Below are 20,372 nucleotides of genomic sequence, written 5' to 3' on the forward strand. Positions count from 1 at the left end.
ATCAGTGCACCTAAACGCACGAAAGCGCCGGCGCATCTTCCAGGAGTCGAGTCGTGACTGCCTCCATCACCGCGGACAAGAAACCGCAAAATCCGCCCCGTCGCGCCTCACCGACGGCGGCGCTCGCCGATCGCCTGATCCCGAAGCTGGTGCTCGCTCCCAGTGTCGTGATCGCGCTCGTTTTCGTGTACGGCTTCATCGCCATTACCGGGTACCTCTCACTCTCCGAATCGCGGCTCATGCCGCGCTATGACTTCGCCGGCTTCGACCGCTACAGGCAGTTGTTCGCCAACGACGTCTGGTGGACCTCCGCCGCCAATCTCGGCTGGTTCGGCATTCCGTTCATCGGCATTTGCGTGTTCCTCGGCCTGTTCCTCGCGATCCTGCTCGACCAGAAGATCCGCAACGAAGGCGCCCTGCGCGCGATCTTCCTCTACCCGATGGCGCTCTCGTTCATCGTGACCGGCACCGCGTGGCAATGGATCCTGAACCCGGGCCTCGGTCTGGAGAAAGTGTTTCATGACTGGGGCTGGACGAGCTTCTCGTTCAACTGGCTCGGCGATCCGGACAAGGCGATTTTCTGCGTCGTGATCGCCGCCGTATGGCAATCGACAGGCTTCGTGATGGCGCTGTTCCTCGCCGGCCTGCGCGGCGTCGACAGCGAAATCTTCAAGGCCGCGCAAGTCGATGGCGCGACGCTGCCGACCATCTACCGCAAGATCGTGATTCCGAGCATGCGCCCGGTGTTTTTCTCCGTGCTGCTGATTCTCTGCCACATCACGATCAAGACCTTCGACCTCGTCGTCGCGTTGACGGCGGGCGGTCCGGGCACGTCGTCGTCGCTGCCCGCGATCTTCATGTACACGTTCTCGTTCAATCGCGGGCAACTGGGCGTGGGCGCCGCATCGTCGATGATGATGCTCGCCACGGTCGTCGCGGTGCTCGTGCCGCTCATGTATCTCGAATCGAGGAGCACCCGCAATGCAGCCTAAGATGACCCTGAGCCGCGCCGTCATCTACGCGGTGCTGATACTTTTCGCGCTCTACTTCCTGTTCCCGATCTACGTGATGCTGTCGACGTCGTTCAAGGACCTCGACCAGCTTCGCACGGGCAACCTGCTCACGCCGCCTTCGCACTGGACCTTCGCGCCGTGGGTGAAAGCCTGGCAGGAAGCGTGCACCGGGGTCCGCTGCGACGGCATGCAGCCGTTCTTCATGAACTCGGTGCGCATGGTGATTCCGGCCGTGCTGATCTCGTCGTTCGTCGGCGCGTTCAATGGCTATGTGCTCACGCACTGGCGCTTTCGCGGCGCGGACGGCCTCTTCACGATGCTGCTGGTCGGCTGCTTCATCCCCTTTCAGGCGATCCTGCTGCCGATGGCGCGTCTGCAAGGCTTCCTCGGCCTCTCGAACACGACGACCGGCCTCGTGCTCGTCCACGTGATCTACGGCATCGCGTTCACGACGATGTTCTTCCGCAATTTCTACGTGAGCATCCCGGCCGAGCTCGTGAAGGCGGCGCGCATCGACGGCGCGGGCTTCTTCACGATCTTCATGAAGATCCTGCTGCCGGTGTCGCTGCCGATCTTCATGGTGTGCCTGATCTGGCAATTCACGCAGATCTGGAACGACTTCCTGTTCGGTATCGTGTTTTCCGGCGTGGATTCCATGCCGATCACGGTGGCGCTGAACAACCTCGTGAACACATCGACGGGCGTGAAGGAATACAACGTCGACATGGCGGGCGCGATCATCGCCGCATTGCCGACGATTCTCGTCTACATGATCGCCGGACGTTATTTCGTGCGCGGGCTGACGGCCGGCGCGGTGAAGGGTTAATTCGAGCAGCATTCGAAAGATAGAGGATTCACATGGCAAGCCTTTCCATCCGTGACGTGTACAAGACCTACCCGAACGGGGTGCCGGTTCTCAAGGGCGTCAACATCGATATCGAGGACGGTCAGTTCCTGATCCTCGTCGGCGGCTCGGGTTGCGGCAAATCGACCTTGCTGAACATGATCGCGGGTCTCGAGACCGTGACCCGCGGCGACATCATGATCGACGGCAAGACGGTCAACGATCTCTCGCCGAAGGACCGCGATATCGCGATGGTGTTCCAGTCCTACGCGCTCTACCCGTCGATGAGCGTGCGCGACAACATCTCGTTCGGCCTGAACATCCGCAAGGTGCCCAAGGACGAGCAGAAGAAGATCGTGGATCGGGTGTCGGAGACCTTGCAGATCGGCCATCTGCTGGACCGCAAGCCCGGCCAGTTGTCGGGCGGCCAGCGTCAGCGTGTCGCGATGGGCCGTGCGCTCGCGCGCGATCCGGTGATGTTCCTGTTCGACGAGCCGCTCTCCAACCTCGACGCGAAGCTGCGCATCGAGATGCGCTCCGAGATCAAGCTGCTGCATCAGCGCCTCGGCACGACCATTGTCTACGTTACGCACGATCAGATCGAAGCGATGACGCTCGGCGACCGCATCGCGGTGATGAAGGACGGCATCGTGCAGCAGTTCGGCGCGCCGCAGGAAATCTACGATTCGCCTTCCAATCTGTTCGTCGCGGGCTTCATCGGCGCGCCGCCGATGAACTTCATCTCCGGCAAGCTGGTCGAGTCGGGCTCGGGCGTCGGCTTGCAGCTCGACACGGGCGTCGCGCAGAAAGTGCTGAATCTGCCGTTCGATGCCGGTCGTCTGCGCAGCAAGGTCGGTCAGGACGTGATTCTGGGCTTGCGTCCGGAGCGCATCACCGATTCACGCAGCGCGCACGACGTGTCGGATGCGAGCCTGCAGCCGGTCGACGTGCGCGTCGACGTGATCGAGCCGACCGGCCCGGACACGCTCGTGTTCGCGCAGGTGAACGGCAAGCGGATCGTGTCGCGCGTGCACCCGGCGTCGAATCCGCAGCCGATGTCGAACATGACGCTGCTGTTCGACGTGTCGAAGGCCGTGTTGTTCGATCCGCAGACGGAAGAGCGGCTCGCCTAAGCCCGCGGGTTCCGCTGACTTCAACCGCCACGGCTCGCCGTGGCGTTTTTCATTGCGCGTCGATAACAAGGCACAATCGGCGTTTTGCATTTGGATTTCGCCAGCGCCCGCGCATGACTTTTCTCTCCTCCTATCCCGAACTCGCCTGGACCCCGTCGGGCGATCCCGATCCCTTCATCGGCCTCGAAGCGCTCGACGACGCGCGCGTGCAGTCGTGGGTCGACGCCCAGAATCGCCGCACCGAAGCCGCGTTCGGCCAGTCCGCCGAAGCACGGGCGCTCGCCGGGCGGCTCGAAAAGGCGTACACGTCGCAGGAACGCATCGTCTCGTGCTCGCGCTACGGCGACTGGGCTTACAACACCTGGCAGGACGACGCGCACCCGCTCGGCATCGTGCGCCGCACGCCGTGGAGCGCGTGGCTCTCGGGCGCGCCCGACTGGGAAACCATCCTCGACGTCGACGCGCTCGATCTGAACACGAAAGAGGACGACGACACCCGCTGGGCGCTCGCCGACTTCGACATGCTCTACCCCGACTACGATCGCGCGCTCGTGAGCCTGTCGCCGGGCGGCTCGGACGCCTGCATGGTGCGCGAGTTCGATATCGCGACGAAGCGTTTCGTCGCCGATGGCTTCACGCTGCCCGACGTCGGCAAGCACGACATCTCGTGGATCGACCGCGACACGGTGTATGTCGGCTGGGACGACAGCAAGACGAACCCGCGGCCCGCGCTGACGACATCGGGATTTCCGCGGCAGGCGCGGCGCTGGAAACGCGGCACGCCGCTCGCGGATGCGCCCGTCGTGTTCGAAGGCGACCGGCGCGACGTATCGGCGGGCGTGGACTACGATCCGATCGAAAAGCTGCATCTCGCGTCGCGCGCGACGACGTTCTACGACACGCTCAACTACTGGCTCGACGAGACGTCCAACGAATGGCGCCAGTACGATCTGCCGTCGCATGCGGAAATCGAGCACTGGAACGGCTGGCTGTTCGTCACGCCGCGCAAGTTCTGGAACGCGGGCGGCCGCCGCTACGCGCCCGGCACGCTGACCGTCATCCGGCGCGACGCGTTTCTCGCGAACTCGCGCCGGTTCACCGCGCTATTCACGCCGTCCGATCGACTCGTGCTCGCGGGCATCGACTTCACGAAGCACTGGCTGATCGTCTCGCAAATGGACGACGGCACGCCGCGCGTCGAACTCCTTCGCCCGCCCGCGAATGCCGAGGACGCATGGCAAACGCGCGTGTTCGCGCTGCCGGAAGCGAGCCAGTCCTGGGTCGATTCGATCGACAGCGAGCGCGACGACACCGTGCTCATCCACGTCGAACACTTTCTGATGCCGCCGTCGCTGTATCACGCGGATCTCGCGAGCGACGCGCCCTGGCAACTGCTCGCACGCCTGCCCGCGCAGTTCGACGCGACCGGCCTCGCTGCCGTGCGCCGCCACGCGATCGCGCCGGACGGCGAGCGCATTCCTTATTGGCTGATCGGAAAAGACCTCGCGACGAGCACCGAAGCGCGCGCTTGCCTGCTCTACGGTTACGGCGGCTTCGAGGTCGCGCTCGATCCCGGCTACGACGCGACGACCGGCATCGCATGGCTCGAACGCGGCGGGCTGTACGCGGTCGCGAACATCCGCGGCGGCGGCGAGTTCGGGCCGGCGTGGCATCAGGCGGCGCTGCGCGAGAACCGCCAGGTTTCGTTCGACGACTTCATCGCGGTGGCAGAGGCGCTCGTCGATACGGGCGTCACCACGCCGAAACAATTGGCGATCCGCGGCGGCAGCAACGGCGGCCTGCTCACCGGCGCGTGCATGGTGCAGCGGCCGGCGCTCTTCGGCGCGGTGTTGTCGGAGGTGCCGCTGCTCGACATGGCGCGCTTTCATCTGCTGTTGCAGGGCGCATCGTGGATCGACGAATACGGCGATCCCGATCACGCCGGCGACCTGCGCCACCTGATGACCTACTCGCCGTATCAGAACGTGAAGGCGGAGGTCGCGTATCCGCCGGCGCTCTTCACGTCATCGACGAGCGATGACCGCGTGCATCCCGGCCACGCGCGCAAGATGGCTGCGAAAATGCAGGCGCAAGGTCATAAAGACGTCTGGTATCAGGAAACCGGCGAAGGCGGACATGGCGCGGGCATCGAGCCCGGCGCCGTCGCGCAGGCAGAAGCGGCGGCGTTCGCGTTTCTCGCGTCGGCGATCGGGCCGCTCGCCTGACTCAAACCTTCACGGGCGCCGCGTGCGAACGCAGCACCAGCGTGCGCCCGGCGAAGGTCAGCACGCCGCATACGCCGATCACGATGCCCATGCCGTGCGGCGAGACATCGTGAAAGAGGCCGACCGCGAGACTCGCGAGCGCGCCGAGCGCGAGCTGCATCGCGCCGAAGACCGCAGCGGCCGCGCCCGCGTTGCGCGGATAGCGATGCATGAGCTCCGTCGTGCAATTGGCCGACAGCAAGCCGACCACGCCGACGACGAAGAACAGCGTCACGACGATCGACCACAGGCCGCCCCAGCCCGTCAGCGACACCAGCGCGACCGCGAGCGCCGCCGCTACGCTCACGAACGACGCGGCCGAAATCATCTTCATCGCGCCCACGCGGCCGACAAACTTCGTGTTGAGCACATTCCCCGCGATGATGCCGACGATGTTCAGGCCGAACAGCAGCCCGTAGTACTGCGGCTTCACATGGAAGTAATCGATATAGACGAACGGCGTGGCGGTGATATACGCGAACATCGACGCGAAGGCCATGCCGCCGCACATCATGTGGCCCCACGTGACGGGATCGGTCAGCAAGTGTCCGTAGGCGGCGAACGACTTGCCCACCGCCGCGCTCGCGCGCTTTTCCTTCGGCCATGTTTCGGGCACGCGCAGGAAAGCGGTCACCGCGCAGGTCAGGCCGAACAGCGTGAGCGCGACGAACACCACCCGCCAGCCGCCCAGCAATAACAGTTGCCCGCCGATCAGCGGCGCGAGCAACGGTCCGATCGACGTGACGATGGACAACATCGAAAGAACGCGGGCGGCATCGGTCGGCTCGTGCGCGTCGCGGGCGATCGCGCGCGCGAGCACCGACGCCGCGCCCGCGCCGAGCGCCTGCAGGAAGCGCACGAAGACGAGCGCATCGATGGAAAACGCCACCGCGCAGCCGATGCTCGCGAACGCGTACAGCACGATGCCCCCGAGCAGCACGGGCCGGCGGCCGTAGGCGTCGGACATCGGGCCGTAGAGCAGCATGCCGAAGGAGAAGCCGAACATGAAACTCGTGAGCGTGCTTTGCGCGGCGGCCGGGCTCGTGCCGAACGATGCGGCGAGCGCAGGCAGGCTCGGCAGATACATGTCGATCGACAGCGGGCCGCACGCGGCGAGCGCGCCGAGCAACAGGATCAGCCGGCCATCGGGCCGGCGCCGGGTGGTGTCGGACATGAAGTTCGCAGGACGGGGATGAAGAGGCGGCGCAGCGTGCTGCCGCGCAAGCGAGCGACCATTGTACGCGACCGGCCGCGTCGATCCGGCCCCCCGTCGGCGCGTTGCGCTAAGCTCATCGCACCTTTTCGATTCTCTTCGCCGATCCGATGACCGCCTTTCTGCTGATCTGGAGCCCGAAAAAGTGGCCGTGGCCCGAGTTGCCCGAGCTCGCGCGGCGCGTGGCCGCGGGCGAGGCCGTCGCCGATGTCTGGGGCTGCGGCACCGCGCGCGGGCTGTTGCCGGGAGATCGCGTGTTCGTGCATCGCGTGTCGCAGGAGCCGAAGGGCGTGTTCGCGTCGGGCTGGGTGACGCGCGCGCCATACGAAGTGCCGGACGCCCAAGCCAGGCGCGGCTATCGGCTGTGCATCGACTTCGTGTACGACTGGCTCGTCGATGCCCGTGAGCGCGTCGTCGTCACGCGCGACGAATTGCGCACGCATCCGTTCTCGGTGCAGACCTGGGACGCGCAGATGTCCGGCACGCTCATCAAGCCGATAGCCGAAGGAGCGCTCGAGAAACTGTGGGCCGAGCGCACCGCACGGCGCTCGCGGCCTCCCGCTCCGCTCTCCGGCGGGGCCGCGCCAGGCAAGGCGAGCGATCGCGCGGCGCGCAAGCCCGCGCACTGACCGGTTTCGGACCAAGGCCGACACGGCTCCTTCGCAACGACTCCGGTACAATTTCAGCAACGTTTTGCGCGCCGCGCCGCTATTGCAGCAGCGGCCGCCGGGCGCGCGTCCCACGCGAATCCCGCATCCACTTTTCAGCGCAGGCCTTCATCCATGTCCAAGAATCAAGCTCTCTTCGAACGCGCGCAGCGAACCATTCCCGGTGGCGTGAACTCGCCGGTGCGGGCGTTCCGCTCGGTCGGCGGCACGCCGCGTTTCATCGAGCGCGCGCAAGGCGCTTATTTCTGGGATGCGGAAGGCAAACGCTATATCGACTACATCGGCTCCTGGGGCCCGATGATTCTCGGTCACGTCCATCCCGAAGTGCTCGACGCCGTGCAGCGCGTGCTCGCGAACGGCTTTTCGTTCGGCGCGCCGACCGAAGCCGAAATCGAGATCGCCGAGGAAATCTGCAAGCTCGTGCCGTCGATCGAGCAGGTCCGCATGGTCTCTTCCGGCACCGAAGCGACGATGAGCGCGCTGCGCCTCGCGCGCGGCTTCACCGGCCGCAGTCGCATCATCAAGTTCGAGGGCTGCTATCACGGTCACGCGGACAGTCTGCTCGTCAAGGCCGGTTCCGGCCTGCTCACGTTCGGCAATCCCACCTCCGCCGGCGTCCCCGCCGACATCGCGAAGCACACGACCGTGCTCGAGTACAACAACGTCGAGCAACTGAACGAGGCATTCGCGGCGTTCGGATCGGAAATCGCGTCCGTGATCGTCGAGCCGGTCGCGGGCAACATGAACCTCGTGCGCGCGACACCCGAGTTCCTCGACGCGCTGCGCGAGCGCTGCGACGAATACGGCTCGGTGCTGATTTTCGACGAAGTGATGTGCGGCTTTCGCGTCGCGCTCGGCGGCGCGCAGGAGGTCTACGGCATCAAGCCGGACCTCACGTGCCTCGGCAAGGTCATCGGCGGCGGCATGCCGGCAGCGGCGTTCGGCGGACGCCGCGACATCATGGCGCATCTCGCGCCGCTCGGCGGCGTCTATCAGGCGGGCACGCTGTCGGGCAATCCGATCGCGGTGGCCGCGGGCCTGAAGACGTTGCGGTTGATCCAGCGCCCGGGCTTCTACGACGATCTCGCGAAGCAGACCCGCAAGCTCGTCGACGGCCTCGCCGCCGCTGCCCGCGATGCGAAAGTGCCCTTCTCCGCCGATTCGATCGGCGGCATGTTCGGCCTGTATTTCATGGATCAGGTGCCGGGCAGCTTCGCGCAGATCCAGCAAGGCGACACGAAGCGCTTCAACGCGTTCTTTCACGCGATGCTCGACGCCGGCGTGTACTTCGCGCCGTCCGCGTTCGAAGCGGGCTTCGTGTCGAGCGCGCACGACGACGCCATCATCGGCGCGACGATCGACGCCGCGCGCGGCGCCTTCGCGTCGCTCGCCGCCTGACGCCGCCGGGCCGCGCCGATGTTTTCGCAAACCGACTTCACGCACATGGAGCGCGCGCTCGCGCTCGCCTCGAAGGGCATGTACACGACGACGCCGAACCCGCGCGTCGGCTGCGTGCTCGTCAAGAACGGCGAAGTGATCGGCATGGGCTACACGCAGCCGTCCGGCCAGGATCACGCCGAAGTGCAGGCGCTGAAAGACGCCCGCTCGCGCGGCAAGGATCCGCGCGGCGCGACGGCGTATGTGTCGCTCGAACCATGCAGCCATTTCGGGCGCACGCCGCCGTGCGCCCACGCGCTCATCGATGCGCGCGTGGAAAAAGTGATCGCCGCGATGGAAGATCCGAACCCGTCGGTGTCCGGCCGCGGTCTCGCGATGCTGCGCGACGCGGGCATCGACGTGCGCTGCGGGCTGCTCGCGAACGAGGCGTACGAGATGAACATCGGCTTCGTGTCGCGCATGACGCGCCGCCGTCCGTGGGTGCGCATGAAGGTGGCCGCGACGCTGGACGGCCGCACCGGTCTGCCCTCGGGCGAGAGCCAGTGGATCACCGGCGAGGACGCGCGCGCCGACGGCCATGCGTGGCGCGCCCGCGCCTGCGCGATTCTCACCGGCATCGGCACGGTGCGCGAGGACGATCCGCAACTGACCGTGCGCGCGGTCGACACGCCGCGCCAGCCGCAACGCGTTCTGATCGACAGCCGCCTGGACGTGCCGATGGCGGCGCGCATCCTCGACGGCGCGCCGCCGTGGATCTTCCATTGCGCCGGCGCCGATCCCGCGCGCATCGACGCGCTGCGCGACAAGGGCGCGGAGCTGATCGAGTTGTCGAACGAGCATGGCAAGGTCGATCTGCCCGCGATGCTCACCGCGCTCGCCGATCGCGGCGTCAACGAACTGCATGTCGAAGCGGGCCACAAGCTGAACGGCTCGCTGCTGCGCGAAGGCTGCGTCGACGAACTTCTGGTCTATCTCGCGCCGAGTCTGCTCGGCAGCGCGCCCGGCATGTTCGACTTCGCGCCGCCCGACACGCTCGATGCGCGACCGCATCTGAAATTTCATCGCATCGACCGGCTCGGCGACGATCTGCGCATCCTCGCGCGCTTCGCCGAGGCCAACGTCACGAGCTGATCACCGATCCAAGGAAACGAAGCCGATGTTTACAGGAATTGTCGCGGCGGTGGGCCGCATCGAAAAAGTCACACCGCTCGGCACGGAGCCGGAAGCCGGCGTTCGTCTGACGGTCGCCGCGGGCGATCTCGATCTCGCCGATGTCCAACTCGGCGACAGCATCGCGATTCAGGGCGCGTGCATGACCGTCGTCGAAAAATCGTCGGATGCGTTCGATGTCGAAGTGTCGCGCGAGAGTCTCAACAAGACGGTCGGACTCGGCGACGCTGGCGCCGGCGTGAATCTGGAAAAGGCGCTGCGCGCGCATGACCGCCTCGGCGGGCATCTCGTTTCCGGTCACGTCGATGGCCTGGGCGTCGTGTCGAAGTTCGAGCCGGTCGGCGAATCGCACGAATTGCGCATCGTCGCGCCGAAGGAGATCGGCAAATATCTGGCCTACAAAGGCTCGGTGACGGTGAATGGCGTGAGTCTCACCGTGAATTCGGTCAGCGATCGCGCCGACGGCTGCGAGTTCTCCATCAACCTGATTCCGCATACCGTCGAAGTCACCACGCTCAACGCGCTTTCCGAAGGCGCGAAGGTCAATCTGGAAATCGATCTGATCGCGCGTTATGTCGAGCGGATGATGAACGCGTCCTGATCCGGGCGCTTGTTTCTTGCGGAATGCAGTCGGCTCGATTCCGACGAGGCCGTCGCGTTTCCGGCACGCCATCCGCTTGCCCGTTCGTCCGAACGAACTTCCCGCCCGCCTGCCCGCCGATTTCAGCAACGGTCAATCGGCCGTGGCGTAAAATACGCGCTTTCCCCAAATCGGACCCGCACGGGACGTCATCATGTCGCTCGCCTCCACTCCTGAGATCATCGCTGAACTGAAAGCCGGCCGGATGGTGATCCTCGTCGACGAAGAAGACCGCGAAAATGAAGGCGATCTCGTCGTCGCCGCCGAATTCGTCACGCCGGAAGCCATCAACTTCATGGCGAAACACGGCCGCGGCCTCATCTGCCTCACGCTCACGCAAGAGCGCTGCAGGCAGTTGAATCTGCCGCTCATGACGCATCGCAACGGCACGCAGTACGGCACGGCCTTCACCGTGAGCATCGAAGCCGCCGAAGGCGTGACGACCGGCATTTCCGCCGCCGACCGTGCGAAAACCATCGCCGCGGCGGTCGCGCACGACGCGCGCGCCGAGCACATCGTCCAGCCGGGCCACGTGTTCCCGATCATGGCGCAGCCGGGCGGCGTGCTCGTGCGCGCGGGCCATACGGAAGCCGGCTGCGATCTGACCGCGCTCGCCGGCCTCACGCCCGCCGCGGTGATCTGCGAAATCATCAAGGACGACGGCGAGATGGCGCGCCTGCCCGACCTGATCGAATTCGGCAAGCAGCACGGCATCATGATCGGCACCATCGCCGATCTGATCCATTACCGCAGCCGCACCGAATCGATCATCGAAAAAGTCTGCGAGCGCACGATGCAGACCGCGCACGGCCCGTTCCGCGCGGTGCTGTATCGCGACGAACCGACGGGCTCGCCGCACATCGCGCTCGTGCGCGGCACGCCGCGCCCCGATCGCGATACGCCGGTGCGCGTGCACGAGCCGCTCTCCGTGCTCGATCTGCTCGAAATCGATTCGTCCACGCACTCGTGGACCATCGACGCGGCGATGAAGGAAATCGCCGCGCGCGATCTCGGCGCGATCGTCATGCTCAATTGCGGCGACACGAAGGAGCATCTCGTCGACGTGTTCCGCGCCTTCGACCAGAAGGACAAGGCGGCCGAACTGAAGCGCCGCCCGATCGACTTCAAGACCTACGGCATCGGCGCGCAGATTCTGCGCGATATCGGCGTCGGCAAGATGGAAGTGCTCGCGAATCCGCGCAAGCTCGGCAGCATGTCGGGCTATGGGCTCGAAGTGACGGGCTTCGTGCCGATGCCCGGCTCCCCCACGACCGCCGCGCCGGCTGACCCGGCCATCACACACTTGCGCTCGGCCTGAGACCGCCGGTCGCACAACCCCATTCCACACAATTCCAAGGGAAGGACCTCATTCATGGAAATCGGACAATACCAGCCGAACCTCGACGGTGACGGCTTGCGCATCGGCATCGTGCAGTCGCGCTTCAACGAACCGGTATGCAACGGCCTGGCCGACGCCTGTATCGAGGAGCTGGAGCGCCTCGGCGTGATCGGGCAGGACGTGCTGCTCGTCACCGTGCCCGGCGCGCTCGAAATTCCGCTCGCGCTGCAAAAGCTCGCGGAGTCCGGCCAGTTCGACGCGCTGATCGCGCTCGGCGCGGTCGTGCGCGGCGAGACGTATCACTTCGAGCTCGTGTCGAACGAAAGCGGCGCGGGCATCTCGCGCATCGCGCTCGACTTCGGCATTCCGGTGGCGAACGCCGTGCTGACGACCGAAAACGACGAGCAGGCCGTCGCCCGCATGACCGAGAAGGGCCGCGACGCCGCGCGCGTGGCGGTCGAAATGGCGAATCTGTCCGTCGCGCTCGAACAGCTCGACGGCGATGAAGAAGACGAAGACGAAGAAGACGAGGACCGCGCATGAAGAGCGCACGACGCCGTTCGCGCGAACTCGCGACGCAAGGGCTTTACCAGTGGCTGCTGTCGGGCGCGCCCGCCGGCGAGATCGACGCGCAACTGCGCAATTCGCAGGGTTTCGACAAGGCCGACAAGGATCATCTCGATGCCATCCTGCACGGCGTGATCAAGGAATCCGACGCGCTGTCCGAGCAGTTGCAGCCCTGCCTCGACCGTCCGATCGAGCAGTTGTCGCCGGTCGAGCGCGCGGTGCTGCTGGTGGCCGCGTTCGAGTTCAAGCATCACATCGACGTGCCGTATCGCGTCGTCATCAATGAAGCAGTCGAGCTGACGAAGACCTTCGGCGGCTCGGACGGCTACAAGTACGTGAACGGCGTGCTCGACAAGCTCGCCGTCGCGATGCGCCCCGCCGAGGCACAGGCGCGCGGCCGTGGAGCCTGAGTGAGCCCGCTCGTGAATCAGGCAGCGGAACCGCTCGTCAGGCTCGCGTCGCGCGTCGACGCGATCGAGCCGTTTTACGTGATGGAGCTGATGAAAGAGGCCCAGGCGCTCGAGCGCGCGGGCCGCGACGTCATCCATATGAGCATCGGCGAGCCGGATTTCACTGCGCCCGAGCCGGTGATCCACGCCGCCGCCGACGCCTTGAAGCGCGGCGTGACGCAATACACCAACGCGCTCGGCATTCACGCGCTGCGCGAGGCGATCGCGCTGCATTATCGCGACACCTTCGGCCTGACGGTCGATCCGGCGCGCATCGTCGTGACGGCGGGCGCGTCGGCTGCGCTGCTGCTCGCATGCATGGCGCTCGTCGATCACGGCGACGAAGTGCTGATGCCCGATCCGTGCTATCCGTGCAACCGGCATTTCGTGTCGGCCGCCGACGGCAAGCCGGTGCTGATCGCGAGCGGCCCGGCCGAGCGCTTTCAGCTGACGGCGGAGCACGTCGAGGAAAACTGGAACGACAAGACGCGCGGCGTGCTGCTCGCGTCGCCGTCGAATCCGACAGGCACGTCGATCGAGCCGGATGAGTTGCGCCGCATCGTCGACACGGTGCGCGCGCGCGGAGGCTTCACGATCGTCGACGAGATCTATCAGGGTTTGAGCTACGACGCGCAGCCCGTTTCCGCGCTCTCGTTCGGCGACGACGTGGTCACCGTGAACAGCTTCTCGAAGTATTTCAACATGACCGGGTGGCGGCTCGGCTGGCTCGTCGTGCCGCATTCGATGGTCAGCGCGGTCGAAAAGCTGTCGCAAAATCTCTTCATCTGCGCGTCGGCGCTCGCGCAGCATGCGGCGCTCGCCTGCTTCGAGCCCGAGACGATCGCGATCTACGAAGCGCGGCGGCTCGAGTTCAAGAGGCGGCGCGACTACATCGTGCCGGCTCTGCGATCGCTCGGTTTCGGCGTGCCGGTCGTGCCCGACGGCGCGTTCTATGTCTACGCCGATACGACGACGGTGCGCCACCCCGCCGCCGGCAACAGCGACGCGCTCACGCACTCGATGCTCCACGACGCGGGCGTCGTGCTCGTGCCGGGTGCGGATTTCGGCTTTCATGCGCCGGAGCGCTACATCCGGCTGTCGTACGCGACTTCGCAGGCGAAGCTGGAGGAAGCGGTTCAGCGGCTGGGCGCGTTGTTCAGCCGATAGGCTCCCAGGCGCCGGACGAAAAAAAAGCACCCTCGGGTGCTTTTTTTGTCCGACGGCCGCGCGTATCAGGCGCCGAGCTCCGCCGAGGCGACATGCTTCGTTTCGCCGTCGCCATCGTCCTGCGCCGATTTCTTCGACGAATCGATCGTCACGTGCACACGCTTGTCCGCCGCGGCCGACGCCAGAACCTGCTTCGGCGCGGCCTGAACCGGCGCCTGCGGCGCGTTGATCGGCACGTTGCGCCCGCGGGCGACATCGCGCAGACGGGTACGCTCGGCCAGCACCTTCGCGCCGTAACCGCCGTCGTCCTGTGTGGTCGAACCGACGTAGTAGCGCAGTCCGCCCGCCACCGAGCCGCCGCGCGCGATGCAGTCCTTCAACACCAGCGCGCCGACCTTGATGTTCGCGAGCGGATCGAGCGCCGCGTGCGAGCCGCCGAAGTATTCGAACTTGTCCGAATGCACCTTAGACATCACCTGCATCAGGCCCTGCGCGCCGACGCCGCTTTCGGCATACGGATTGAAGCCCGATTCGATCGCCATCACGGAGAGCAGCAGCAGCGGATCGAGGCCGACTTCGCGACCCGTGTCGAACGCGGCGCGCACGAGTTCGGCGACCGGCTCTTCCGCGACGCGATAGCGCCGCGCTATGAAGTTCGAGACGAGCTTCTGCTCGCGCGTCGAGACGAGCACGCGGTCATCGCGCGCATCGGCGACGACACGTTGCGCCGGGATCATGCTCGCCAGCATGCCGACGGACGGCATGGTGCGCGGATCGAGCCCGTTGGGCGACACGGCAAGGCTGATGCCGCCGGTGAGTTGATGCGTGCTGGCGTCGTCGCTTGCGGCCGCGCCGAGCGACGGGCCCGTTGCGCCGGGCGCCTTGGCGCGCTCGGGCGACGCCGTGTTCGCGGCGACGTTCACGGGCAGCGCGGCCTCGCCTGGCGGGCGATGCACCGCCGAGAACGGCGGGAGCGGCTGGCCCGCGAGCAGACGCGCCGGGCCGGCCTGCACGGCAGCCGACACGAACGGCATGATCTTTGCGGCGAAAGTCGTGCGCCAGGAAGGCAGCAGCCAGAGGGCGAGCGCGCTGACAACGGCCGCGCAGCCGACCACGGCGAAGAGATGGTGACTCAAACGGCGTCCGCGACGTAGCACCATGCGCATGATCTGCGCGGCGCGGGTGTCGGAACCCCACCAAACCGAAGCGTTCATCGATACTCCCAATGTTGCATGATTTGCGCAGATGAATACGAATTAAGCACGTATTCGAAACACAAATCAGACACCGCTCACTCTCGGTAAGCGTCAGCGGCATCGGGGATACGGCATGCGCCGTCTGGAAAGCCGATCCGGCAAAAGACCGCCGGGTTGCGCGGCACGAACTGCATGCCCTGTACGCGCACGTGGCTTTCCACGCGAAAAACCGGCGTGAGAAACGCCGGCCATGACAACCAACAGCCACGAGTCGCCGGCAGGAGCGGCGCAGGCGACGCATGTGCGTCTTGACAACCTGAGGCTAAGGTAAAAAGTTTCAAAACCTGCAATGAATTCCAAGCGATTCTAACAGGGTTTAATGATCCGTCAATGCTATAAGCTTGTGTTTCAATTACTTACAGTTATATTGAACAGTGTTCAGCGCCCGAAAACCACGCCTCATGGGCGATTCCCAGCGGAATTTGCTGAATGTCCCCCAACGCACGGACGCCGACGCAGGTAAAATCGACAATCGCTTAGCGCGCAGCCGTCCTGCCCGTCCCATCCGTGTTTCGGGCGCCTTCGAGTCCAATTCCGACCATCGATGAAATATAAAGATCTGCGCGACTTCACCGCCCGCCTCGAAGCGCTCGGTGAACTGCGCCGCATTCGGCAGCCCGTCTCCCCTATTCTCGAAATCACCGAAGTCTCGGATCGCGTGTTGCGCGCGGGCGGCCCGGCGCTGCTCTTCGAAGCGCCGACCGGTCACACGATGCCCGTGCTCGCGAATCTGTTCGGCACCACCCGGCGCGTCGCGCTCGGCATGGGCATCGAAACGGAAGCGCAAAGCGGTTCCGACGTGAGCCTCGGCAGCGATGTCGCCGCGCTGAGTTCGCTGCGCGACGTCGGCCGGCTGCTATCGGCGCTGAAAGAACCCGAGCCGCCGAAGGGCCTGAAAGATGCGGGCAAGCTGCTTTCGCTCGCGAAGGCCGTATGGGACATGGCGCCGAAATCGGTCAGCGCGCCGCCTTGCCAGGAAGTCGTGTGGGAAGGCGAGGATGTCGATCTCAACCGGCTGCCCATCCAGACATGCTGGCCCGGCGATGCCGGGCCGCTGCTCACCTGGGGCCTCACCGTGACGCGCGGGCCGAACAAGCCGCGCCAGAATCTCGGCATCTATCGGCAGCAGTTGATCGGGCGCAACAAGCTCATCATGCGCTGGCTCGCGCATCGCGGCGGCGCCCTCGATTTCCGCGAGTTCGCGCTGGCGAATCCGGGCAAGCCGTATCCGGTCGCGGTCGTGCTCGGCGCCGATCCCGCGACCATCCTGGGCGCCGTGACGCCCGTGCCCGATTCGTTGTCCGAATATCAGTTCGCCGGCCTCTTGCGCGGGTCGCGCACCGAACTCGCGAAGTGCCTGACGCCGGGCGTCGACACGCTGCAGGTGCCCGCGCGCGCGGAGATCGTGCTCGAAGGCTTCATCCATCCGCATGACGGCACGCCGCCGCCCGCGCCCGAGGGTGCGCCGCCGCGTCCGTCGACGGGAGCGGCCGCGAAATACGAACACGCGCTCGAAGGCCCGTACGGCGATCACACCGGCTACTACAACGAGCAGGAATGGTTTCCGGTCTTCACCGTCGAGAAGATCACGATGCGCCGCGACCCGCTGTTCCATTCCACGTATACAGGCAAACCACCCGACGAGCCCGCGGTGCTCGGCGTCGCGTTGAACGAAGTTTTCGTGCCGCTGCTGCAGAAGCAGTTCACCGAGATCACCGATTTCTATTTGCCGCCCGAGGGCTGCAGCTATCGCATGGCCATCGTGCAGATGAAGAAGAGCTATCCCGGCCACGCGAAGCGCGTGATGTTCGGCGTGTGGAGCTTCTTGCGGCAGTTCATGTATACGAAGTTCATCGTCGTCGTGGATGAAGACGTGAACGTGCGCGACTGGAAGGAAGTCATCTGGGCGATCACGACGCGTGTCGATCCGACGCGCGACACCGTGATGGTCGACAACACGCCGATCGACTATCTCGACTTCGCCTCGCCGGTCGCGGGCCTCGGCTCGAAGATGGGACTCGATGCGACCAACAAGTGGCCCGGCGAGACGAATCGCGAATGGGGCCGCCCCATTGTCATGGACGAAGCCGTGAAGCGCCGCGTCGATGCGCTATGGACCGAACTCGGACTCGAAAAATGATCGCAGCTACGCTCTATCGAGGCGATGTCGTCGAGAATACGCACGCGGCGCATGTCGCCGTCGTCGATGCGGCCGGGCGGCTCACCCATTCCTTCGGCGATCCGCATCGCGTGACGCTGCCGCGCTCGGCGGCCAAGCCCGCGCAGGCGCTCGCCGTCATCGAGACGGGTGCGCTGGAACGCTTCGGCTTCGGCGACGAAGACCTCGCATTGATGTGCGCATCGCACAGCAGCGAGCCGCGTCATATCGAACGCGCGCTCGCGATGCTCGCGAAGTCCGGCGCAAGCGAAAGCGATCTGCGCTGCGGCGGCCATCCGCCGATTTCGGAGGCTGTGTACAAGGACTGGATCAGGCGCGATTTCACGCCGACCGCCGTGTGCAGCAACTGCTCCGGCAAGCACGCCGGGATGCTCGCGGGCGCGCGCGCGATGAACGTGGCGCTCGCCGACTACCACTTGCCCGATCATCCGCTGCAGGTGCGCGTCAAGCAGACGATGGCGCGCGCCGTCGATCTCGCCGACGACGAAGTGCAATGGGCCATCGACGGCTGCAATCTGCCTACGCCCGCCTTCCCGCTCGAACGTCTCGCGCGGCTCTATATGAAGATCGCCGCCGCGCCGGACGGCTCGCCGCTCGCGCGCATTCATCGCGCGATGACCTCGCATCCCGAACTCGTCGCGGGTGACGGTCGCTTCTGCACGCTTCTGATGCAGGCGTTCGGCGGCATGCTCGTCGGCAAGACCGGCGCGGACGCGAGCTATGCGATCGGCGTGCGCCGCGAAACAGGTCCGATCGGCATCGCCGTGAAAGTCGAGGACGGCAACACGTCCGTGGTCAACGCGGTCGTCGTTCACGTGCTCGACGCGCTCGACATCGGCACGCAACGGCAACGCGACGCGCTCGCCGCCTTCCGTAACCCGCCGGTGCGCAACACGATGCGCGTGCCGACCGGCCATCTCGACGTGAGTTTCACGCTTCACAACCATCAATAACAACATGCATTCGTGGTCGTTGCTGTCCGACGGTTTTTTTCTGTCGCTGTCGTTGTGTCTGGACATCGGGATCGCCAACGTCGCGATCATCTCGCTCGCGCTGTCGCACGGTTTCAAGCCGGGAATGGTGCTCGGCCTCGGCACGTGTTTCGGCGATCTCTTCTATGCGGCGCTCGCGCTCGCGGGCATGTCGGCGCTGCTGCAGTTTTCCGCCGTGCGCTGGGTCGTGTGGATCGGCGGCGCGATCGTGCTGCTCTTTCTCACGTGGAAGATGGCGCGTGAAGCGATCTATCCGGCGTCCGCGCCGCCTGTCGAAGGCGAAGCCGATCTCACCGCGCCGCTGCCGAAGCACTGGAAGAGCTTCGTGCGCGGATGCCTGCTCGCAGTGTCGTCGCCGAGCGCGATTCTGTGGTTCGCGGCGGTCGGCGGCGCGCTCATCGCCAAGGCCGGCGCGACGAGTCCCGTCAGCGCGTCCGTGTTTCTGATCGGCTTCTTCTGCGGCGGACTCGGCTGGACGATCTTCATCTGCACGCTTGCGAGCCACGGCAGAAAGCGCGCCGGAACGCAGCTCCTGCGCGCCTGCCACGTGATGTCTGCCGTGCTCTTCGCGTATTTCTCGTACAGCGTGATCGTCAACGGCTACCGCGATCTGATCGTGAACGCGGCATCGTGACGATCCGCGTTCAGGCGACGAACTGAGCCAGTTTCGCCAGATCGACGTTACCGCCCGAGACGATCACACCAACGCGCTTGCCTTCGACCGGCACGATCTTCTGCAGCACAGCGGCGGCCGCGAGGCAGCCGGTCGGCTCGACGACCATCTTCATGCGCTGCGCGAAAAAGCGCAGCGTCTCGACGAGTTGCGCATCGCTCACCGTGACGATCCGCTCCACGTGACGCTGGATGATCGGGAAGTTGTAGGCCCCGACGTGCGTCGACGCCGCGCCGTCCGCGATCGTGCGCGGCACCTCGATATGCACGATCTCGCCGCGCGCCAGCGACTGCTGCGCGTCGTTGCCGGCTTCGGGTTCGACGCCGATCACCTTGCAATCCGGCGACAGCGCCGCCGCCGCGAGCGCACATCCGCCGATGAGCCCGCCGCCGCCGAGACACACGAAAAGGTAGTCGAGCGGGCCGGTTTCCTCGATCAATTCCTTCGCCGCCGTGCCCTGCCCCGCGATCACGTGCGGATGGTCATACGGCGGGATTAGCGTCATGCCGCGTTCCTCCGCGAGCTTGCGGCCGATTTCCTCGCGATTCTGCGTGTAGCGGTCGTAGGTGATCACTTCGCCGCCGTAGCCGCGGGTCGCCTCCATCTTCGCGGCGGGCGCGTCCTCGGGCATGACGATCGTCGCGCGGATGCCGGCGAGCTTCGCGGACAGCGCGATCGCCTGCGCATGATTGCCCGACGAGTACGTGATGACGCCCGCAGCGCGCTGACGGTCGTCGAAATGCGAGATCGCGTTGTATGCGCCGCGGAACTTGAATGCGCCCATGCGCTGGAAGTTTTCGCACTTGAAGAAGAGCGACGCGCCGGCGATGGCATCGGCGGTGCGGGAAGTCAGGACGGGCGTGCGGTGTGCGACGCCTTCGATGCGCCGGGCGGCATCGGCGACGTCATCGAAAGTCGGGGCGGGAAGGAGGGACATCGGCGTGAGAGCGTGAGGTGAGGAGGATCACCATTCTCCCAGTTCCGCCGTGAAATTGAAAAGCACCCCCGTAAACGCAAAAGGCGATGCACGTTTGCATCGCCTTTCGGATCCGGCGCTCAGCCCGATCAGTGACGCCAGTAGCCCGGGCCGTGGCGATAGTAGCCATGATGTCGATAATACGGCCGGCCATAGTAGCCATAGCCACCGTAACCACCATAGCCACCGACGACCACCGCCGGCGGCGGCGCGTACACGACGGGAGGCGGCGCTACATAGACGGGCGGCGGCGGAGCCACGTACACGGGAGCGGGCGGCGCCGCGTACACCGGATAGGCCGGCAAGCCGATACCCACGCCGACGGACACATGCGCCTGCGCGGCATTAATGAACCCGACCCCGAGCGCACCCGCAACCAACAAACCACCGAGCTTTTTCACTTTCGTTCTCCTCGCCGCTTCGCGTGAAGG

At 65.7% G+C, this 20,372-nt stretch carries 19 protein-coding genes; 15 read left to right on the forward strand and 4 right to left on the reverse strand.

What is annotated here, in order from left to right; genetic code table 11:
* Nucleotides 1-53: 53 nt before the first annotated feature.
* The 4 genes from U4Y90_RS03290 to U4Y90_RS03305 all read left to right on the forward strand — a co-directional run bounded on the left by U4Y90_RS03290 (nucleotide 54) and on the right by U4Y90_RS03305 (nucleotide 5,215).
* A complete protein-coding gene (locus U4Y90_RS03290; RefSeq protein WP_321792130.1) occupies nucleotides 54-992 on the forward strand; it encodes a sugar ABC transporter permease in 939 nt (312 codons plus the stop codon).
* Nucleotides 982-1,839, forward strand: a complete 858-nt coding sequence (locus tag U4Y90_RS03295) for a carbohydrate ABC transporter permease (RefSeq protein ID WP_321792132.1) — start codon at nucleotides 982-984, stop codon at nucleotides 1,837-1,839. The genes U4Y90_RS03290 and U4Y90_RS03295 overlap by 11 nt, the downstream gene beginning before the upstream one ends.
* A gap of 32 nt (nucleotides 1,840-1,871) precedes the next feature.
* Nucleotides 1,872-2,990: a sn-glycerol-3-phosphate ABC transporter ATP-binding protein UgpC gene (locus tag U4Y90_RS03300; RefSeq protein WP_321792134.1), complete on the forward strand. Its 1,119-nt coding sequence runs from the start codon at nucleotides 1,872-1,874 to the stop codon at nucleotides 2,988-2,990.
* A 113-nt stretch (nucleotides 2,991-3,103) separates the two neighbouring features.
* Nucleotides 3,104-5,215 (forward strand): prolyl oligopeptidase family serine peptidase, encoded by a 2,112-nt coding sequence (locus U4Y90_RS03305; RefSeq protein ID WP_321792136.1) that lies wholly within the window; start codon nucleotides 3,104-3,106, stop codon nucleotides 5,213-5,215.
* Nucleotide 5,216: 1 nt separating this feature from the next.
* On the opposite strand, the gene U4Y90_RS03310 is transcribed toward U4Y90_RS03305, so the two are convergent.
* The gene (locus U4Y90_RS03310) at nucleotides 5,217-6,428 is read right to left on the reverse strand and encodes a Bcr/CflA family multidrug efflux MFS transporter (RefSeq protein ID WP_321792138.1); all 1,212 of its coding nucleotides are present in this window, start codon (nucleotides 6,426-6,428) and stop codon (nucleotides 5,217-5,219) included.
* Nucleotides 6,429-6,577: 149 nt separating this feature from the next.
* Between U4Y90_RS03310 and U4Y90_RS03315 the strand changes: the two genes are divergently transcribed.
* The 8 genes from U4Y90_RS03315 to U4Y90_RS03350 all read left to right on the forward strand — a co-directional run bounded on the left by U4Y90_RS03315 (nucleotide 6,578) and on the right by U4Y90_RS03350 (nucleotide 13,865).
* Entirely contained in the window at nucleotides 6,578-7,096 is a 519-nt protein-coding gene (locus U4Y90_RS03315) for a hypothetical protein (RefSeq protein ID WP_321792140.1), read from the forward strand.
* 153 nt (nucleotides 7,097-7,249) lie between these two features.
* The gene (hemL, locus tag U4Y90_RS03320; RefSeq protein WP_321792142.1) at nucleotides 7,250-8,533 is read left to right on the forward strand and encodes a glutamate-1-semialdehyde 2,1-aminomutase; all 1,284 of its coding nucleotides are present in this window, start codon (nucleotides 7,250-7,252) and stop codon (nucleotides 8,531-8,533) included.
* Nucleotides 8,534-8,551: 18 nt separating this feature from the next.
* Entirely contained in the window at nucleotides 8,552-9,664 is a 1,113-nt protein-coding gene (ribD, locus tag U4Y90_RS03325; RefSeq protein ID WP_321792143.1) for a bifunctional diaminohydroxyphosphoribosylaminopyrimidine deaminase/5-amino-6-(5-phosphoribosylamino)uracil reductase RibD, read from the forward strand.
* Nucleotides 9,665-9,689: 25 nt separating this feature from the next.
* On the forward strand, nucleotides 9,690-10,304 hold the full coding sequence (locus tag U4Y90_RS03330; protein ID WP_321792145.1) for a riboflavin synthase: 615 nt from the start codon (nucleotides 9,690-9,692) through the stop codon (nucleotides 10,302-10,304).
* A gap of 193 nt (nucleotides 10,305-10,497) precedes the next feature.
* The gene (gene ribBA, locus U4Y90_RS03335) at nucleotides 10,498-11,661 is read left to right on the forward strand and encodes a bifunctional 3,4-dihydroxy-2-butanone-4-phosphate synthase/GTP cyclohydrolase II (protein ID WP_321792147.1); all 1,164 of its coding nucleotides are present in this window, start codon (nucleotides 10,498-10,500) and stop codon (nucleotides 11,659-11,661) included.
* A 54-nt stretch (nucleotides 11,662-11,715) separates the two neighbouring features.
* Entirely contained in the window at nucleotides 11,716-12,225 is a 510-nt protein-coding gene (ribH, locus tag U4Y90_RS03340; RefSeq protein WP_321792149.1) for a 6,7-dimethyl-8-ribityllumazine synthase, read from the forward strand.
* Entirely contained in the window at nucleotides 12,222-12,659 is a 438-nt protein-coding gene (gene nusB, locus U4Y90_RS03345; RefSeq protein ID WP_321792151.1) for a transcription antitermination factor NusB, read from the forward strand. The genes ribH and nusB overlap by 4 nt, the downstream gene beginning before the upstream one ends.
* Nucleotides 12,660-12,671: 12 nt before the next feature.
* Nucleotides 12,672-13,865 carry a pyridoxal phosphate-dependent aminotransferase gene (locus tag U4Y90_RS03350; RefSeq protein ID WP_321792582.1) on the forward strand — a complete coding sequence of 398 codons (1,194 nt, stop codon included), beginning with the start codon at nucleotides 12,672-12,674 and terminating at the stop codon, nucleotides 13,863-13,865.
* A 65-nt stretch (nucleotides 13,866-13,930) separates the two neighbouring features.
* Here U4Y90_RS03350 and U4Y90_RS03355 read toward each other — a convergent pair whose 3' ends face one another.
* Nucleotides 13,931-15,079 carry a transglycosylase SLT domain-containing protein gene (locus tag U4Y90_RS03355; RefSeq protein ID WP_321792153.1) on the reverse strand — a complete coding sequence of 383 codons (1,149 nt, stop codon included), beginning with the start codon at nucleotides 15,077-15,079 and terminating at the stop codon, nucleotides 13,931-13,933.
* 586 nt (nucleotides 15,080-15,665) lie between these two features.
* On the opposite strand from U4Y90_RS03355, the gene U4Y90_RS03360 reads away from it, so the two are divergent.
* The 3 genes from U4Y90_RS03360 to U4Y90_RS03370 are packed head-to-tail and all read left to right on the forward strand — an operon-like array spanning nucleotide 15,666 to nucleotide 18,926.
* Nucleotides 15,666-17,261 (forward strand): UbiD family decarboxylase, encoded by a 1,596-nt coding sequence (locus tag U4Y90_RS03360; protein WP_321792155.1) that lies wholly within the window; start codon nucleotides 15,666-15,668, stop codon nucleotides 17,259-17,261.
* Nucleotides 17,258-18,253 (forward strand): asparaginase, encoded by a 996-nt coding sequence (locus tag U4Y90_RS03365; RefSeq protein ID WP_321792157.1) that lies wholly within the window; start codon nucleotides 17,258-17,260, stop codon nucleotides 18,251-18,253. The genes U4Y90_RS03360 and U4Y90_RS03365 overlap by 4 nt, the downstream gene beginning before the upstream one ends.
* Before the next feature lie 4 nt (nucleotides 18,254-18,257).
* Nucleotides 18,258-18,926 (forward strand): LysE family translocator, encoded by a 669-nt coding sequence (locus tag U4Y90_RS03370; protein ID WP_321792159.1) that lies wholly within the window; start codon nucleotides 18,258-18,260, stop codon nucleotides 18,924-18,926.
* 10 nt (nucleotides 18,927-18,936) lie between these two features.
* Here U4Y90_RS03370 and U4Y90_RS03375 read toward each other — a convergent pair whose 3' ends face one another.
* Together U4Y90_RS03375 and U4Y90_RS03380 are read right to left on the reverse strand one after the other, a co-directional pair.
* Entirely contained in the window at nucleotides 18,937-19,902 is a 966-nt protein-coding gene (locus tag U4Y90_RS03375; protein WP_321792161.1) for a threo-3-hydroxy-L-aspartate ammonia-lyase, read from the reverse strand.
* 128 nt (nucleotides 19,903-20,030) lie between these two features.
* A complete protein-coding gene (locus tag U4Y90_RS03380) occupies nucleotides 20,031-20,342 on the reverse strand; it encodes a hypothetical protein (RefSeq protein ID WP_321792163.1) in 312 nt (103 codons plus the stop codon).
* Nucleotides 20,343-20,372 lie beyond the last annotated feature (30 nt).

Source organism: Caballeronia sp. J97 (genome assembly GCF_905220305.1).
Taxonomy (GTDB): domain Bacteria; phylum Pseudomonadota; class Gammaproteobacteria; order Burkholderiales; family Burkholderiaceae; genus Caballeronia.

Excerpts from the sequence above, each read along its gene's own strand:
- U4Y90_RS03295 (WP_321792132.1), top strand. The coding sequence starts at position 982 with ATGCAGCCTAAGATGACCCTGAGCCGCGCCGTCATCTACGCGGTGCTG.
- U4Y90_RS03300 (WP_321792134.1), top strand. The coding sequence starts at position 1,872 with ATGGCAAGCCTTTCCATCCGTGACGTGTACAAGACCTACCCGAACGGG.
- U4Y90_RS03305 (WP_321792136.1), top strand. The coding sequence starts at position 3,104 with ATGACTTTTCTCTCCTCCTATCCCGAACTCGCCTGGACCCCGTCGGGC.
- U4Y90_RS03310 (WP_321792138.1), bottom strand. The coding sequence starts at position 6,428 with ATGTCCGACACCACCCGGCGCCGGCCCGATGGCCGGCTGATCCTGTTG.
- U4Y90_RS03315 (WP_321792140.1), top strand. The coding sequence starts at position 6,578 with ATGACCGCCTTTCTGCTGATCTGGAGCCCGAAAAAGTGGCCGTGGCCC.
- hemL (WP_321792142.1), top strand. The coding sequence starts at position 7,250 with ATGTCCAAGAATCAAGCTCTCTTCGAACGCGCGCAGCGAACCATTCCC.
- ribD (WP_321792143.1), top strand. The coding sequence starts at position 8,552 with ATGTTTTCGCAAACCGACTTCACGCACATGGAGCGCGCGCTCGCGCTC.
- U4Y90_RS03330 (WP_321792145.1), top strand. The coding sequence starts at position 9,690 with ATGTTTACAGGAATTGTCGCGGCGGTGGGCCGCATCGAAAAAGTCACA.
- ribBA (WP_321792147.1), top strand. The coding sequence starts at position 10,498 with ATGTCGCTCGCCTCCACTCCTGAGATCATCGCTGAACTGAAAGCCGGC.
- ribH (WP_321792149.1), top strand. The coding sequence starts at position 11,716 with ATGGAAATCGGACAATACCAGCCGAACCTCGACGGTGACGGCTTGCGC.
- nusB (WP_321792151.1), top strand. The coding sequence starts at position 12,222 with ATGAAGAGCGCACGACGCCGTTCGCGCGAACTCGCGACGCAAGGGCTT.
- U4Y90_RS03355 (WP_321792153.1), bottom strand. The coding sequence starts at position 15,079 with ATGAACGCTTCGGTTTGGTGGGGTTCCGACACCCGCGCCGCGCAGATC.
- U4Y90_RS03360 (WP_321792155.1), top strand. The coding sequence starts at position 15,666 with ATGAAATATAAAGATCTGCGCGACTTCACCGCCCGCCTCGAAGCGCTC.
- U4Y90_RS03365 (WP_321792157.1), top strand. The coding sequence starts at position 17,258 with ATGATCGCAGCTACGCTCTATCGAGGCGATGTCGTCGAGAATACGCAC.
- U4Y90_RS03370 (WP_321792159.1), top strand. The coding sequence starts at position 18,258 with ATGCATTCGTGGTCGTTGCTGTCCGACGGTTTTTTTCTGTCGCTGTCG.
- U4Y90_RS03375 (WP_321792161.1), bottom strand. The coding sequence starts at position 19,902 with ATGTCCCTCCTTCCCGCCCCGACTTTCGATGACGTCGCCGATGCCGCC.